Origin of the sequence: Pseudomonas sp. S3(2024) (assembly GCF_036861315.1) — a bacterium.
Lineage (GTDB): Bacteria > Pseudomonadota > Gammaproteobacteria > Pseudomonadales > Pseudomonadaceae > Aquipseudomonas > Aquipseudomonas putida_A.
Genome location: NZ_JAZAQQ010000001.1, coordinates 532,216 through 548,961 on the forward strand (window position 1 = coordinate 532,216; position 16,746 = coordinate 548,961).

A 16,746-nucleotide genomic window follows, 5' to 3' on the forward strand; every position below is an offset into this window, starting at 1 on the left:
GCCAACTGATTAATAATCCGAACAAATGCAAAATATTATTGCTGCACAGGGATAATCAAATGTCCGAAAACCGCTGGGAAGGTATCGACGAGTTCGTCGCCGTCGCCGAATGCAGCCAATTCACCGCTGCGGCCGAACGCCTTGGAGTTTCTTCCTCACACATCAGTCGACAAATCGTACGGCTGGAGGATCGATTACAGACGCGCCTGCTCTACCGCAGCACCCGTCGTGTGACCCTGACCGAAGCCGGTCAGACCTTTCTGCAGCATTGTCAGCGCCTGCAGGACGGTCGCGAAGAAGCTCTGCGCGCGGTCGGCGACCTGACCAGCGAACCGAAAGGCATGCTGCGCATGACCTGCGCCGTGGCCTATGGCGAGCGGTTTATCGTGCCGTTGGTGACGCGGTTCATGGGGCAATACCCGCAACTGCGCGTTGATATCGAGCTGAGTAACCGCCAACTCGATCTGGTGCATGAGGGACTGGATCTGGCGATCCGTCTGGGCCGATTGCAGGATTCTCGATTGGTCGCCACCCGCCTGGCGCCGCGTCGGATGTACCTGTGCGCGTCTCCTTCCTACGTGGAACGGTATGGCCGCCCACACAGCTTGTCGGAACTGAGCCGGCACAATTGCCTGATCGGCAGTTCGGATCTGTGGCAACTGGAACAGAACGGCCGGGAATTTTCCCAGCGCGTGCAGGGAAACTGGCGCTGCAACAGTGGGCAAGCGGTGCTGGATGCGGCGCTGCAAGGGGTCGGCTTGTGTCAGTTGCCGGACTATTACGTGCTGGAGCATTTGCACAGTGGTGCGCTGATTTCGCTGCTGGAGGCGCATCAGCCGCCGAATACGGCGGTGTGGGCGTTGTATCCACAGCAGCGGCATTTGTCGCCGAAGGTGCGCAAGCTGGTGGATTTCTTGAAGGAAGGATTGGCCGAGCGGCCGGAGTATCGGGGCTGAGTGATGGGTTGCTTGAACGATCGCCTTCGCGAGCAGGCTCGCTCCCACAGGGGATCGACGGTGCATGCAAAATTTGTGTTCGGCGCAATTCAAGGGTGGGAGCGGGCTTGCTCGCGAAAGCGATCGAACAAGCGCCACAGCACTCAGCGACGGTTAGCCCAACGCTGACGCAACCACTCCAGGTCTTCCGGCCGGGTGACCTTGAGGTTGTCCGCCCGCCCTTCGATCAGGCGCGGCGCCAGACCGGCCCACTCCATCGCCGAGGCTTCATCGGTAATCACCGCATCCGCCACCAGACTGTCGGCCAACGCCCGATGCAAGGCACCGAGACGGAACATCTGCGGCGTATAGGCTTGCCAGATCACGCTGCGATCCACGGTTTCAAGCACACGACCGTGCTTGTCGACCCGCTTCAGGGTATCGCGCGCCGGCACGGCCAGCAGACCGCCGACGGCATCATCCGCCAGTTCAACCAGCAACTTGTCGAGATCGTCGCGACTCAGGTTGGGCCGTGCCGCATCGTGCACCAGCACCCAGTCATCGTCATCGGCACCTTGCGCATGCAGATGCAGCAAAGCGTTCAGCACCGACCCGGAACGCTCGGCGCCGCCCTCGACCCGCTGAATCCGCGAGTCGCTGGCGCAGGCCAGGTTTGGCCAATAAGGATCATCAACCGCCAGACTGACCACCAGGCCCTTGAGGCTCGGGTGATCAAGGAAACAGCCGAGGCTGTGTTCGAGAATTGTGCGTCCGCCCAGTTGCAGGTATTGCTTGGGACGGTCCGCGGCCATTCGGGCACCGACGCCCGCGGCAGGAATCACGGCCCAGAAGGCCGGCAGGGAATCGATCATTGCGCGAGCTGGTAAAGGGTTTCACCGTCCTTGACCATGCCCAGCTCATGGCGAGCCCGTTCTTCAACGGTCTCCATGCCTTTTTTCAATTCGCTGACTTCAGCGTCCATCACCCGATTGCGCTCCAGCAGGCCTTCGTTCTCGGCGTGCTGATCAGCAATCTGCTGCTTCAGCTCGGCGACCTGCGCCAGACTGCCATTGCCCACCCACAGGCGGTACTGCAGACCGGCCAGCAGCAAGAGCAAAACGAGAAACAACCAGTAAGGACTGCGCATCGAATATCAGGTATCCAGTGAAAAAAGACAGCCACGCCAAAACTTTGAAACGTCTGATAGCACGAAGCCTGGAAGATCCAGGCTTGTGCATGTAAGGCATCAGATTAGTGGCAAATCCATCGCTGTCACGACTTTTTCGACACAATCCGGTGTCTTTTTACCATTTACAACTCAGCCGCGGAACTCGCTGCGACCGTTGTACTTGGCTTTGCCATTCAACTGCTCTTCGATACGCAGCAGTTGGTTGTACTTGGAAACGCGGTCGGAACGGCACAGCGAACCGGTCTTGATCTGGCCAGCCGAAGTGCCCACGGCCAGGTCGGCGATGGTCGAATCTTCGGTTTCGCCCGAACGGTGCGAGATCACCGCGGTATAACCGGCAGCCTTGGCCATCTGGATGGCTTCCAGGGTTTCGGTCAGGGTGCCGATCTGGTTGAACTTGATCAGGATCGAGTTGGCGATCTTTTTATCGATGCCTTCTTTCAGGATCTTGGTGTTGGTCACGAACAGGTCGTCGCCGACCAGTTGGGTCTTCTCGCCGATCTTGTCGGTGAGGATCTTCCAGCCAGCCCAGTCGGACTCGTCCAGACCGTCTTCGATCGAGATGATCGGATAACGTTCGGTCAGGCCTTTCAGATAATCGGCGAAACCTTCAGCGGTGAACACCTGGCCTTCACCGGACAGGTTGTACTTGCCGTCTTCGTAGAATTCGCTGGCCGCGCAGTCCAGCGCCAGGGTCACGTCGGTGCCCAGCTTGTAACCGGCGTTGGCCACTGCTTCGGAGATCACTTTCAGCGCGTCTTCGTTGGACGCCAGGTTCGGTGCGAAACCGCCTTCGTCGCCAACGGCAGTGCTCAGGCCACGGGCCTTCAGCACAGCTTTGAGGTGATGGAAAATCTCGGTGCCCATGCGCAGACCTTCCGAGAACGTCTTGGCGCCAACCGGCTGCACCATGAATTCCTGGATGTCGACGTTGTTATCGGCGTGCTCGCCACCGTTGATGATGTTCATCATCGGAACCGGCATCGAGTACACACCCGGGGTGCCGTTCAGGTTGGCGATGTGTGCGTACAGTGGCAGATCCTGGTCCTGTGCAGCCGCCTTGGCCGCAGCCAGGGATACGGCAAGGATGGCGTTGGCGCCCAGGGTTGCCTTGTTTTCGGTACCGTCGAGCTTGATCATCGCGTGGTCGAGGGCTTTCTGGTCGCTTGGGTCGGTGCCCAGCAGCAGATCGCGGATCGGACCGTTGATGTTGGCTACCGCCTTGAGCACACCTTTGCCCAGGTAACGGCTCTTGTCGCCATCACGCAGCTCGAGCGCTTCACGCGAGCCAGTGGATGCACCGGAAGGCGCACAGGCGCTGCCGATGATGCCGTTGTCGAGAAGCACGTCCGCTTCCACGGTGGGATTGCCACGGGAGTCGAGAACTTCACGACCTTTGATGTCGACGATTTTTGCCATTGTTGTAAACACTCCAAAGTTGACGAAAACGACGCAGCTAGAGGAAATCTTTTGACCGTCGGCAAGTGGTGTGCAGCGGGCAGCTTGCAGACGACAACGCACATGCCCGAGGGCATGTGCGACAAATCGTGCGGTACTTTACCGGAGAAATGAGCTTTACGCGGTTTCTACCGTCGGAAAACTCTTCACCAGTTCGTCCAAAGCTTTGAGCTGGGCCAGAAATGGCTCCAGTTTGTCCAGACGCAAGGCGCAAGGGCCGTCGCATTTGGCGTTGTCCGGATCCGGATGCGCTTCGAGGAACAGACCGGCCAGCGACTGGCTCATGCCGGCCTTGGCCAGATCGGTGACCTGGGCGCGGCGACCGCCGGCAGAGTCGGAACGACCGCCAGGCATTTGCAGCGAGTGAGTCACGTCGAAGAATACCGGGTACTCGAACTGCTTCATGATGCCGAAGCCGAGCATGTCGACCACGAGGTTGTTGTAGCCGAAGCTCGAACCACGCTCGCAGAGGATCAATTGATCGTTACCCGCTTCCACGCACTTGTTCAGGATGTGTTTCATTTCCTGAGGCGCGAGGAACTGGGCTTTCTTGATGTTGATCACAGCGTTGGTCTTGGCCATCGCGACGACCAGATCGGTCTGGCGCGACAGGAAGGCCGGCAGCTGAATGATGTCGCAGACTTCAGCGACGACCGCGGCCTGATCAGGCTCGTGGACGTCGGTGATGATCGGCACGCCGAAGGCTTGTTTGATGTCCTGGAAGATGCGCATGCCCTCTTCCAGGCCAGGGCCGCGATACGAAGTCACAGAAGACCGGTTGGCCTTGTCGAAGCTGGCCTTGAACACGTAAGGGATGCCGAGTTTCTCGGTGACCTTCACGTACTCCTCGCAAACCTGCATGGCCATGTCACGGCTTTCCAGCACGTTCATGCCGCCGAACAGCACCATGGGTTTGTCGTTGGCGATTTCGATGTTGCCAACGCGAATGATCTTCTGTGCCATCGGGTTACGCCTTCTTCTGGTGTTGAGCCAACGCAGCTTTTACGAAACCGCTGAACAGCGGGTGACCGTCACGTGGCGTCGAGGTGAACTCCGGGTGGAACTGGCAAGCGACGAACCATGGATGATCCGGCGCTTCGACCACTTCAACCAGCGCGGCATCAGCGGAGCGACCGGAGATTTTCAGGCCGGCTTCGATGATTTGTGGCAGCAGGTTGTTGTTCACTTCGTAGCGGTGACGGTGACGTTCAACGATCACGTCCTTGCCGTAGCAATCGTGCACCTTGGAGCCGGCTTCGAGCAGGCATTCCTGAGCGCCGAGGCGCATGGTGCCGCCCAGATCGGACGCTTCGGTACGCACTTCAACTGCGCCGGTGGCGTCTTCCCACTCGGTGATCAGACCCACGACCGGATGGCCGCTGGCGCGATCGAACTCGGTGGAGTTGGCGTCTTTCCAGCCCAGCACGTTACGGGCGAACTCGATAACCGCCACTTGCATGCCCAGGCAGATGCCCAGGTACGGAACCTTGTTTTCACGAGCGTACTGAACGGCAGTGATCTTGCCTTCCACGCCACGCAGACCGAAGCCGCCCGGAACGAGGATCGCGTCGACACCTTCGAGCAGCGCAGTGCCCTGGTTCTCGATGTCTTCGGAATCGATGTAACGCAGGTTGACCTTGGTACGGTTGGTGATGCCGGCGTGACTCATCGCTTCGATCAGCGACTTGTAGGCGTCCAGCAGTTCCATGTACTTGCCGACCATCGCGATGGTCACTTCGTGCTCTGGATTGAGCTTGGCATCGACGACCTTTTCCCACTCGGACAGGTCGGCGCCATTGCATTGCAGGCCGAAACGCTCGACGACGAAATCGTCCAGACCCTGAGCGTGCAGCACGGCCGGAATCTTGTAGATGGTGTCGACGTCTTCCAGGGAGATCACCGCACGCTCTTCAACGTTGGTGAACAGTGCGATCTTGCGACGCGACGACACATCCACCGGATGGTCGGAGCGGCAGATCAGCACGTCTGGCTGCAGGCCGATCGAACGCAGCTCTTTTACCGAGTGCTGGGTTGGCTTGGTCTTGGTTTCGCCAGCGGTGGCGATGTACGGAACCAGCGTCAGGTGCATCAGCATCGCGCGCTTGGAACCGACTTCCACACGCAGTTGACGGATGGCTTCGAGGAACGGTTGCGATTCGATGTCGCCAACGGTACCGCCGATTTCCACCAGGGCCACGTCGGCATCGCCGGCACCCTTGATGATGCGACGCTTGATTTCGTCGGTAATGTGCGGAATCACCTGGATGGTTGCACCCAGGTAGTCACCACGGCGCTCTTTGCGCAGCACGTGCTCGTAGACACGGCCAGTGGTGAAGTTGTTGTTCTGGGTCATGGTCGTGCGGATGAACCGCTCGTAGTGGCCCAGGTCCAGGTCGGTCTCGGCGCCGTCGTGGGTGACGAACACTTCACCGTGCTGGAACGGGCTCATGGTGCCCGGGTCGACGTTGATGTACGGATCCAGCTTAAGCATGGTGACCTTAAGCCCCCGCGCCTCCAGGATGGCCGCCAATGAAGCCGAGGCAATGCCTTTCCCCAATGAAGAAACAACACCGCCCGTGACGAATATGTAGCGCGTCATGAAAAACCCTAGAAGTCTGCGTTAAAGCGGTACGAGCCGCCGGGGAAAGCGAAGGAAGGCCGAAGCCCCCGATCACCTGCATTAATCACAGTGCACCTTTCAAAAAAACCGCCGCGTTGGGACAGACCGGCAGATGAAACACCGGTACGTTGCTCGCTACACATTTTTTGGAATCGCCCAGCAAAGACTGCTTGGTAATCGGCAACTCCTGCAATTCAGGCGAATCCACAGAAGTTGTATCAAGAAGGGAGCGTAGTCTACCGGAATGCCCCTTTCATCTCAAACCTTGATCTTCGTCTGTTGGCTGCCAATGCAATGTCCAGCCGTCCGGCCCCTGCCCGTCAAGGCCCGGCAGGTTCGCCACGGCGAGCAATTCTGCGCCGCGAAACAGCAGCGGCAATCTGCCACGGACGAAGCCCGGCACCGCGCGCTCATTGAGCAGGCGCTTGAGATCGCGGTGGCCGCGCCCCGCCAGATGCATCAGCTCGCCGCCCTGCCGATAGCCAATGCGCAGCGGCCCGACGGGAGTCTGCCCGCTGAACATGACACGCCCGTTATTCGCCAAGCGTAGCGGCGTCGACGGGTCAGGCCACTCGACGCTGACCGCTGGCGCGCGCAGCCAGCCTCCGCTCAACCACCATACCCGGCCGGCGCTGCGATGCAGCTCACCGTCGGCCAGACACCAGACCGGGGATGCATCGTTGGCAGCACCACGCAGGTCGTCCCAACCCGACCAATGGTCAGTGTCGGGCAACTGGGTCAGCGGTTCGAGCCAGTGGCTGAGTGCATTGCGCTGACGAGCGGCGGACAGACTCGTCAGCGGCGCCAGCTCCAGCGACGGTAGGCCCAGCCATGAAAACTCGCTCGGCGTGGCGGCTTGCGCGAGATCGAGCTGCGCCAGCTCATCGAGCAGGCCTTGCGCCTCACGCAGGTGCACCGCGCTGCGGGCCATGCTCGCCTGCGCCTGCGGCCAGCGCGCGGTGAGCAACGGCAGCACCTGATGGCGCAGGTAGTTGCGCGAGAACTGCCGATCCTGGTTTGACGGGTCTTCGATCCAGTGCAACTGATGCACGCGGGCGTAAGCCTCAAGCTCGGAGCGCGTGACGTCGAGCAATGGCCGCACCAGCGTGCCCTGCCCCAACGGTCGCTGCGCCGGCATCGCCGAAAGTCCGCGCACGCCGGCACCGCGCATTAAACGAAACAATAGGGTTTCGGCCTGATCATCACGGTGCTGCCCGGTCAGCAGCAAATCCCCGGCCTCGGTCAGCGAGGTGAACGCCGCATACCGCGCCTCCCGCGCCGCCCTTTCAAGACTGGCGCCGGGTTGCACCGTCACCCGCATCACGTGCAGCGGCACACCCAGCGCATCGCAGACCGACTGACAATGCGCCGGCCACGCATCAGCCGCAGCCTGGAGGCCATGGTGGATATGGATGGCGCTGAGCGCCGGCAGGGAATGGTGTTGGGCGAGATGGGCCAGCAGATGCAGCAGGACGGTGGAATCGAGACCACCGGAGAAAGCCACGCGCCAGGTCCTGGCATTGCGCCAGGCTGCAACGTTCAGCAGAAGCCGGGACGGCAGATCACTCACGGACTGACCCCTATCTAACTGTTTGCCCAAATCAAATGTGGGAGCGGGCTTGCTCGCGAAGGCGTTTCAACAATCAACACATCTGTCGACTGTTATACCGCTTTCGCGAGCTAGCCCGCTCCCACATTGGGTATTGCGAGATCTGTCAGAGACCGTAGCTCATCAGACGATCGTAACGACGCTTGAGCAACGCTTCGTTGTCGAACTTCTTCAGCATCGCCAGTTGCGAGCTCAGCTCGGCACGGATCGACGCAGCGGCAGCGGCCGGATCACGGTGGGCGCCGCCCAGAGGCTCGCCGATCACCTTGTCAACGATACCCAGGCCTTTCAGACGCTCAGCGGTGATGCCCATCGCTTCAGCGGCATCCGGTGCCTTTTCGGCGGTTTTCCACAGAATCGAAGCGCAACCTTCCGGCGAGATCACCGCGTAGGTCGAATATTGCAGCATGTTCAGCTGATCGCAGACACCGATCGCCAGTGCACCGCCGGAACCACCCTCACCGATTACGGTGGCGATGATCGGGGTCTTCAGACGCGACATCACGCGCAGGTTCCAGGCAATCGCTTCGCTCTGGTTACGCTCCTCAGCGTCAATGCCCGGGTAAGCACCCGGGGTGTCGATGAAGGTCAGGATCGGCATCTTGAAGCGCTCGGCCATCTCCATCAGACGGCAGGCCTTGCGGTAGCCTTCCGGACGCGGCATGCCGAAGTTGCGGCGCACCTTCTCGCGCACTTCACGGCCCTTCTGGTGGCCGATGATCATCACCGGCTGATCTTCCAGACGTGCCACGCCGCCCACAATGGCCGCGTCGTCGGAGAAGTGACGGTCACCGTGCAGTTCGTCGAACTCGGTGAAGATGTGCTCGATGTAGTCGAGGGTGTACGGGCGTTTCGGGTGACGCGCCAGGCGTGCGATCTGCCAGCTGGTCAGCTTGCCGAAGATGTCTTCGGTCAGCGTGCGGCTCTTGTCCTGCAGGCGGGAGATCTCATCGCCGATATTCAGCGAATTGTCATTACCGACCAAGCGCAACTCTTCGATCTTGGCTTGCAGGTCGGCGATCGGCTGTTCGAAATCTAGAAAATTCGGGTTCATAGGCGTCCGTCTTGGGTCGTGTCCCAAATGAGCTTGGGCCGGCCGGTTGTCTATTCGCGCCCTACCTTAAGGGAGAGGCGCGCTGAGGTCGAGATTAAAAATTCAGGTTGTGGGCAAGCGCAATGATGGCACTTGCCGGTCAACGGTATTGGAGGAAGACGTTGTCTCGCCCGAACTGGTCACGCAGGGCTTGAATCAACGCATCCGCCGGGTCGATTCGCCAGGTCTCGCCAAACTGCAGCAAGGTCTTCGCATCCGGGCTGGTGTACTCCATGGTGATCGGGCACGCCCCGCGGTGACGCTTGAGCAGCTCACCCAACCAGCGTAGCTGATCGCCTTTCAAGTCCTGAGTGTGCAGCTTCAGGCGCAGGCTCTCGGCCAGATTGGTCCGTGCATCTTCCATGCTCATCACCCGTTTGACCCGCAGGCGCAGGCCACCGGAGAAGTCGTCGTTGCTGACCTCGCCTTCAACCACCACCATCGCGTCGGTCTGCAACAGCGACTGCGCAGAGTGAAACGCATCGGCAAACAGCGACGCCTCGATCCGCCCCGAGCGGTCGTCGAGGGTGATGAAGCCCATCTTGTCGCCCTTCTTGTTCTTCATCACCCGCAGGGCAATGATCATCCCGGCCACGGTTTGTGTGTCGCGGGCCGGTTTCAGGTCGATGATGCGCTGCCGGGCGAAACGGCGAATCTCGCCTTCGTACTCGTCGATCGGGTGACCGGTCAGGTACAGGCCCAGAGTGTCTTTCTCACCCTTGAGCCGCTCCTTGAGGGTCAGCTCCTTGGCCTTGCGGTGCGTCGCGTAGACGTCCGCATCTTCCTCGACAAACAGCCCGCCGAACAGGTCGGCATGGCCGCTGTCGCGGGTGCGCGCGGTCTGTTCGGCCGACTTGATCGCCTCCTCCATCGCCGCCAACAGCACCGCGCGGTTGCGGTCGATGTTGGCCTGATAAGCCTTCTGCTCGTCATGGAAGTACGGCCCGAGGCGATCCAGCGCGCCGCTGCGGATCAAACCGTCCAGCGTGCGCTTGTTGATGCGCTTGAGGTCGACCCTGGCGCAGAAGTCGAACAGATCCTTGAATGGACCGGCCTGACGAGCCTCGGTAATCGCTTCCACCGGACCTTCACCGACACCTTTGATCGCGCCCAGGCCGTACACGATGCGGCCTTCGTCGTTCACCGTGAACTTGAACTCCGAAGTGTTCACGTCCGGCGCGTCGAGGCGCAGCTTCATCGTGCGCACTTCCTCGATCAAGGTCACGACCTTGTCGGTGTTGTGCATATCCGCCGAAAGCACCGCCGCCATGAATGGCGCCGGGTAGTGGGCTTTCAGCCAGGCAGTCTGGTACGACACCAGGCCGTAAGCAGCGGAGTGGGACTTGTTGAAGCCGTAACCGGCGAATTTTTCCACCAGGTCGAAAATGTTACCGGCAAGATCCGCGTCGATATTGTTCGACGCACAACCTTCAATAAAGCCGCCGCGCTGCTTGGCCATTTCCTCGGGTTTTTTCTTACCCATCGCCCGACGCAGCATGTCCGCACCACCGAGGGTGTAACCGGCCATGACCTGGGCGATCTGCATCACCTGTTCCTGATACAGAATGATGCCGTAAGTCGGCGCCAGTACCGGCTGCAGGCCTTCATACTGGTAATCCGGATGCGGATAAGCCAATTCGGCGCGACCGTGCTTACGGTTGATGAAGTCATCCACCATGCCCGATTGCAGCGGGCCCGGACGGAACAGGGCCACCAGTGCGATCAAGTCTTCGAGACAGTCAGGCTTGAGCTTTTTGATCAGCTCTTTCATGCCCCGGGATTCGAGCTGGAATACCGCGGTGGTTTCAGCTTTTTGCAGCAACTGATAAGTCGGTTTGTCATCCAGCGGGATAAACGCGATATCCAGCGGCGGCTCGTTGACCTTGGCGCGGTCACGGTTGATGGTTTTCAGCGCCCAGTCGATGATCGTCAGGGTCCGCAGGCCGAGGAAGTCGAACTTCACCAGACCGGCCGCCTCGACGTCGTCCTTGTCGAACTGGGTCACCAGACCATCGCCAGCCTCGTCGCAATAGATCGGCGAGAAGTCGGTCAGCTTGGTCGGGGCGATTACCACACCACCGGCGTGCTTGCCGACGTTACGCACCACGCCCTCAAGCTTGCGCGCCATCTCCCAGATTTCCGCCGCTTCCTCATCGACCTTGATGAAGTCGCGCAGGATCTCCTCCTGCTCGTAGGCTTTTTCCAGGGTCATGCCGACTTCGAACGGAATCATCTTCGACAGACGATCCGCCAGGCCGAATGACTTGCCTTGGGCCCGCGCCACGTCGCGCACCACAGCCTTGGCGGCCATGGAACCGAAGGTGATGATCTGGCTTACCGCGTTGCGACCGTATTTCTCGGCCACGTAGTCGATCACCCGGTCACGACCGTCCATGCAGAAGTCGACGTCGAAGTCGGGCATCGAGACCCGTTCCGGGTTAAGGAAACGTTCGAACAGCAGGTCGTATTCCAGCGGATCGAGGTCAGTGATCTTCTGCACATAGGCCACCAGCGAGCCGGCACCCGACCCACGGCCCGGGCCCACCGGCACACCGTTGTTCTTGGCCCACTGGATAAAGTCCATCACGATCAGGAAATAACCGGGGAAGCCCATCTGGATGATGATATCCAGCTCGAAATTCAGCCGGTCGACATAGACCTGACGCTTGGCCTCATAGTCTTCGGTGGTGTCCTTGGGCAGCAATACGCTGAGGCGGTCTTCCAGACCGTCGAACGACACCTTGCGGAAATATTCGTCGATGGTCATGCCATCGGGAATCGGGTAGTCGGGCAGGAAGTGCTTGCCCAGCTTCACGTCGATGTTGCAGCGCTTGGCGATCTCGACGGTGTTTTCGATCGCGTCGGGAATGTCGCTGAACAGCTCGGCCATTTCCTCGGCGCTTTTGAGGTATTGCTGGTCGCTGTAATTCTTCGAACGCCGCGGATCGTCGAGGGCGCGGCCCTCACCGATGCACACGCGGGTTTCGTGGGCAGCGAAGTCTTCCTGCTTGATGAAGCGCACGTCGTTGGTCGCCACCAGCGGCGCGCCGAGCTTGTCGGCCAGGGCCACGGCACCGTGCAGTTGCTCTTCGTCGTTGGGACGATTGGTGCGCTGGATCTCCAGATAGAAACGATCCGGGAACACCGCCATCCATTCGCGCGCCAGCGTTTCGGCTTCGTCCGGGTTGCCACTGATCATGGCCATGCCGATCTCGCCTTCTTTGGCGGCGGACAGCATGATCAGGCCTTCGTTGGCCTCGGCGACCCATTCACGCTCGATGATGATCATGCCGTTGCGCTGGCCGTCGATGAAGCCGCGCGAGATCAGCTCGGTGAGATTGCGATAACCCTTGGCGTTCATCACCAACAGGCTGATCCGGCTCAATGGCCCGTCCGGATCCTTGTTCGACAGCCACAGGTCGGCACCGCAGATCGGCTTGATGCCGGCGCCCATGGCGTTTTTATAGAATTTGACCAGGGAACACATGTTGTTCTGATCGGTGACCGCCACGGCCGGCATGTTCATGCCGGTCAGCGCCTTGACCAGTGGCTTGATCCGCACCAGCCCGTCGACCAGGGAGTATTCAGTGTGCAGGCGTAGATGAACGAATGAAGCCGGCATAGTGATCCTGTCCAGTTACATAGAGACAACAAGGCCCGGATTGTACCGGGCCTCGAACAAAACATCAGCCTTGCGCCTAAACCTGCGTCAGGCCTTCGAGCGCCTCGTAAGCCTGACGCACCGGGGCGAAGGAGCGCCGGTGAATCGGGGTCGGGCCAAGGCGCACCAACGCTTCCAGATGAACGGGCGTCGGGTAGCCTTTATGACCGCCGATGCCGTACCCCGGGTAGATCAATTCGAATGCAGCCATTTCACGGTCGCGGCTGACTTTGGCCAGAATCGACGCGGCAGCGATGGCCGGTACCTTGCCGTCACCCTGCACCACCGCTTCGGCGCGCATCGGCAGTTTCGGGCACCGGTTGCCGTCGATCATCGCCAGTTTCGGCTGAATATGCAGCCCGGCCACTGCGCGTTGCATGGCGAGCATGGTCGCGTGGAGGATGTTCAGCTCGTCGATTTCCTCGACTTCGGCGCGTGCAATGCACCAGCTCAGGGATTTCTCGATGATCTCGTCGTAGAGCTTCTCGCGCTTGGCTTCAGTGAGTTTCTTCGAGTCGTTGAGGCCGAGGATCGGCCGGTTCGGATCGAGGATCACCGCCGCCGTCACCACTGCGCCGCACAACGGGCCACGACCGACTTCGTCGACACCGGCCACCAGTTCTTCGACTTCGGCGACCAGGGTGAAATCCAGGCCCATCTGCATCGTCTTGCTCATTGTTTCTGACCGATCAGGTTGAGGACGGCATCCGCCGCCTGATTGGAAGCATCCAGCCGCAGGGTGCGGTGGATCTCGTCGAAGCCTCGGGTCTGCTCTTCGCCGCCTTCGATCAATGGCAACAGTGTCTGGGCCAGGGCCTCGACTGTCGCATCATCCTGCAACAATTCCGGCACCAACAGACGCTGGGCCAGCAGGTTCGGCAGCGACACGTACGGGCTCTTGACCATGCGCTTGAGAATCCAGAAGGTCAGCGGTGCCAGGCGATACGCAACGACCATTGGCCGCTTGTACAGCAACGCCTCAAGCGTCGCCGTGCCCGAAGCGATCAGCACCGCGTTACACGCCGCCAAGGCCAGATGCGACTTGCCGTCGAGCAGGGTTACTGGCAAGTCGCGGCCAACCAGCAACTCTTCGAGCTGAGCGCGACGCTCGGCATTGGCGCACGGGATGACGAAGCGAAGCCCGGGGCGCATGGCCCGCAGACGTTCGGCAGTATCCAGGAACAGCGCACCGAGACGGCCGACTTCACCACCGCGACTGCCGGGCATCAATGCCACCAGCGGCCCGTCGGGCAAGCCGAGTTCGGCACGCGCTGCGGCGCGATCGGCCTGCAACGGAATGGTATCGGCCAGCGTATGACCGACGAACCGCACTGGCACGCCCTGCTCTTCGTAAAATTTTGCTTCGAACGGCAACAGGGTGAGCATCAGATCGCAGCCTTCGCGAATCTTCAGCACACGCTTCTGGCGCCACGCCCACACCGAAGGGCTGACGTAATGCACGGTCTTGATCCCGGCCTGACGCAGCTTGAGTTCGATGTTGAGGTTGAAATCGGGAGCGTCGATGCCGATGAACACATCCGGTTTCTCGGCGATCAGCGTGGCGATCAGGTCCTTGCGGCGCTTGAGCAACTCGCGCAGCCGCCCAAGGACTTCCACCAGCCCCATGACCGACAGACGTTCCATGGGGAAATAAGACGTCAGGCCCTCGGCCTGCATCAACGGACCGCCGACACCGATGAACTCGACTGCCGGATGTTGAGCCTTGAGGGCGCGCATGAGGCCGGCGCCCAGAATGTCGCCGGAAGCTTCGCCCGCCACCAGCGCAATACGCAGACTGGCCATGATCAGCGGGTGATGCCGCGAGTCGACGACTGGATCGAGTCACGAAACAGCGCAACTTCCGGGAACTGCGCAGCAGGTTCGGCCAATTCGGCCAACGCTTGCTCCACGGTCAGGCCCTGGCGATACACGGTCTTATAAGCGCGGCGCAGCGCGTGAATCGCGTCTTCGCTGAAACCACGACGGCGCATGCCTTCGAAGTTCATGCTGCGCGCTTCGGCCGGGTTGCCGAACACGGTCACGAACGCCGGAACGTCCTTGCCGATGGCGGTGCCCATGCCGGAAAAACTGTGGGCGCCGATGTGGCAGTACTGATGCACCAGGGTGAAACCGGAAAGGATCGCCCAATCGTCAACGTGCACATGCCCGGCCAACGCGGTGTTGTTGACCAGGATGCAGTGGTTGCCGATCACGCTGTCATGCCCGATGTGGGCATAGGCCATGATCAAGTTGTGATCGCCCAGCGTGGTTTCCGAACGGTCCTGCACGGTGCCACGGTGAATCGTCACGCCTTCGCGAATGACGTTGTGATCACCGATCACCAGACGGGTTTCTTCGCCTTTGTACTTCAGATCCGGCGTGTCTTCGCCTACCGAGGAAAACTGGTAGATGCGGTTGTGCTTGCCGATGCGGGTCGGGCCTTTGAGGACCACATGCGGTCCGATCACAGTACCCTCGCCGATTTCCACACCTGCGCCGACGATCGACCACGGGCCGACCTCGACGCCGTCAGCCAGAACGGCCGACGGATCGATGATTGCGCGAGGGTCAATCAAACTCATAGCTTGCGTTCCGCACAGATGATTTCAGCCGAGCAGACTGGCTTGCCGTCGACCGAAGCCTGGCATTCGAATTTCCAGATCTGGCGCTTGCAGCTGATGAACTTGGCTTCCAGGATCAACTGGTCACCCGGCAGCACCGGCTGACGGAAACGCAGCTTGTCGGAACCGACGAAGTAGTAAAGGGTGCCATCGGCCGGTTTCACGTCGAGCATTTTGAAACCGAGGATCCCGGCAGCCTGGGCCATCGCTTCGATGATCAGTACGCCCGGCATGATCGGGTGCGCCGGGAAGTGGCCGTTGAAGAATGGCTCATTGATGCTGACATTCTTGTAGGCGCGAATGCGCTTGCCTTCAGTGTCCAGTTCCACCACCCGGTCCACCAGCAGGAACGGGTAACGGTGAGGCAGGTATTCGCGAATCTCGTTGATGTCCATCATTTCGGGGGGAAGCCTATGTAAAGATTGGGAGCGCGACTGACGCGCACTCCTCTAGCAAATCAAGGAGGCAGTCTAGAGGCTGTGCACACTTGATATGGAAATGGTATCAGCCATCAGATGAAGCATTGCTGCCGGGGGTCACTTCCCCGACGCGCTTTTCCAGTTGCTTCAAACGTCGCGCGAGGTCATCGAGCTGACGGATGCGGGCCGCGCTTTTGCGCCATTCGGCCGCCGGTTGCATGGCTGTGCCGGAAGAATAGGCGCCTGGCTCGGTAATCGAGTGGGTCACCATGGTCATCCCGGTCAAGAAAACGTTGTCGCAAATATCGATGTGCCCCACCAGGCCGACACCACCGGCGAGCATGCAGTGCTTGCCGATTTTGGTGCTGCCGGAGATACCGACACAGGCCGCCATGGCGGTGTGATCACCGACCTGGACGTTGTGCGCGATCTGGATCTGGTTGTCGAGTTTCACGCCGTTGCCGATCACGGTATCTGCCAGCGCGCCACGGTCGATGGCGGTATTCACGCCGATCTCGACATCGTCGCCGATGGTCACGCCGCCGATCTGGGCGATCTTTTGCCAGATACCTTTCTCGTTGGCAAAACCGAAGCCTTCACCACCGAGAACGGCACCGGACTGGATCACTACACGCTTGCCGATGCGCACGTCGTGGTACAGCGTCACCCGCGGAGCGAGCCAGCCGCCCTCGCCGATTTCACTGCGGGCACCGATGACGCAATGGGCCCCCAGGGTGACCTGCGCACCAATGCGCGCACCGGCCTCGATCACCACAAACGGACCGATGCTGGCGCTTGGATCAACTACCGCATCCGGTGCAATCACCGCCGTGGGATGAACGCCCGCAGCGGCTTTCGGTTTGGGATCGAACAGATGGGAGATACGGGCGTAAGCCAGGTAAGGATCCGGCACCACCAGCGCGTTGCCGGCAAAACCTTCGGCGTCGGCTTCCTTGAGCAATAGCGCAGCCGCCTGGGAACTTGCCAGGTATTTGCGATATTGAGGATTTGCCAGAAAGCTCAACTGAGCTGGGCCAGCCTCCTGCAAGGTGGCTAGCCCAGTAATTTGCGTCTCGGGGTCGCCACGCAGGGTGGCGCCGAGGAACTCGGCCAACTGGCCGAGCTTGATAGTCACGGTCAT

At 60.4% G+C, this 16,746-nt stretch carries 14 protein-coding genes; 1 reads left to right on the forward strand and 13 read right to left on the reverse strand.

Translation table 11 applies throughout. The annotated features are described in order from the left end of the window. Positions 1-59: 59 nt before the first annotated feature. Positions 60-956, forward strand: a complete 897-nt coding sequence (locus VLA07_RS02580; RefSeq protein ID WP_007964295.1) for a LysR substrate-binding domain-containing protein — start codon at positions 60-62, stop codon at positions 954-956. Between the two features lie 143 nt (positions 957-1,099). Here VLA07_RS02580 and ispD read toward each other — a convergent pair whose 3' ends face one another. From ispD to lpxD, 13 genes are all read right to left on the reverse strand, one after another. Further along, positions 1,100-1,807 carry a 2-C-methyl-D-erythritol 4-phosphate cytidylyltransferase gene (gene ispD, locus VLA07_RS02585; RefSeq protein WP_333988357.1) on the reverse strand — a complete coding sequence of 236 codons (708 nt, stop codon included), beginning with the start codon at positions 1,805-1,807 and terminating at the stop codon, positions 1,100-1,102. Next, complete coding sequence (gene ftsB, locus VLA07_RS02590; RefSeq protein ID WP_007964293.1) at positions 1,804-2,082, reverse strand: cell division protein FtsB; 279 nt, start codon at positions 2,080-2,082, stop codon at positions 1,804-1,806. Before ftsB ends, ispD begins: the two co-directional genes overlap by 4 nt. Before the next feature lie 171 nt (positions 2,083-2,253). Next, positions 2,254-3,543, reverse strand: coding sequence for a phosphopyruvate hydratase (eno, locus tag VLA07_RS02595; protein ID WP_003222156.1), 1,290 nt, complete (start codon positions 3,541-3,543; stop codon positions 2,254-2,256). 156 nt (positions 3,544-3,699) lie between these two features. Then, entirely contained in the window at positions 3,700-4,545 is an 846-nt protein-coding gene (gene kdsA / locus VLA07_RS02600) for a 3-deoxy-8-phosphooctulonate synthase (protein ID WP_098967470.1), read from the reverse strand. Positions 4,546-4,549: 4 nt separating this feature from the next. Then, positions 4,550-6,181: a CTP synthase gene (locus VLA07_RS02605; protein ID WP_003222153.1), complete on the reverse strand. Its 1,632-nt coding sequence runs from the start codon at positions 6,179-6,181 to the stop codon at positions 4,550-4,552. 274 nt (positions 6,182-6,455) lie between these two features. Beyond that, a complete protein-coding gene (gene tilS / locus VLA07_RS02610; protein WP_247269400.1) occupies positions 6,456-7,772 on the reverse strand; it encodes a tRNA lysidine(34) synthetase TilS in 1,317 nt (438 codons plus the stop codon). A 145-nt stretch (positions 7,773-7,917) separates the two neighbouring features. Beyond that, positions 7,918-8,865, reverse strand: coding sequence for an acetyl-CoA carboxylase carboxyltransferase subunit alpha (locus VLA07_RS02615; RefSeq protein ID WP_064586192.1), 948 nt, complete (start codon positions 8,863-8,865; stop codon positions 7,918-7,920). A 139-nt stretch (positions 8,866-9,004) separates the two neighbouring features. After that, the gene (gene dnaE, locus VLA07_RS02620; protein WP_097086450.1) at positions 9,005-12,526 is read right to left on the reverse strand and encodes a DNA polymerase III subunit alpha; all 3,522 of its coding nucleotides are present in this window, start codon (positions 12,524-12,526) and stop codon (positions 9,005-9,007) included. Between the two features lie 76 nt (positions 12,527-12,602). Beyond that, positions 12,603-13,229: a ribonuclease HII gene (gene rnhB / locus VLA07_RS02625; protein WP_027611036.1), complete on the reverse strand. Its 627-nt coding sequence runs from the start codon at positions 13,227-13,229 to the stop codon at positions 12,603-12,605. 8 nt (positions 13,230-13,237) lie between these two features. After that, the gene (gene lpxB / locus VLA07_RS02630) at positions 13,238-14,368 is read right to left on the reverse strand and encodes a lipid-A-disaccharide synthase (protein ID WP_135295057.1); all 1,131 of its coding nucleotides are present in this window, start codon (positions 14,366-14,368) and stop codon (positions 13,238-13,240) included. 2 nt (positions 14,369-14,370) lie between these two features. After that, positions 14,371-15,147: an acyl-ACP--UDP-N-acetylglucosamine O-acyltransferase gene (lpxA, locus tag VLA07_RS02635; RefSeq protein WP_007964278.1), complete on the reverse strand. Its 777-nt coding sequence runs from the start codon at positions 15,145-15,147 to the stop codon at positions 14,371-14,373. Then, positions 15,144-15,584, reverse strand: coding sequence for a 3-hydroxyacyl-ACP dehydratase FabZ (gene fabZ, locus VLA07_RS02640; protein WP_003222142.1), 441 nt, complete (start codon positions 15,582-15,584; stop codon positions 15,144-15,146). Before fabZ ends, lpxA begins: the two co-directional genes overlap by 4 nt. A 106-nt stretch (positions 15,585-15,690) precedes the next feature. Continuing rightward, positions 15,691-16,746 carry a UDP-3-O-(3-hydroxymyristoyl)glucosamine N-acyltransferase gene (gene lpxD, locus VLA07_RS02645; RefSeq protein ID WP_123587100.1) on the reverse strand — a complete coding sequence of 352 codons (1,056 nt, stop codon included), beginning with the start codon at positions 16,744-16,746 and terminating at the stop codon, positions 15,691-15,693.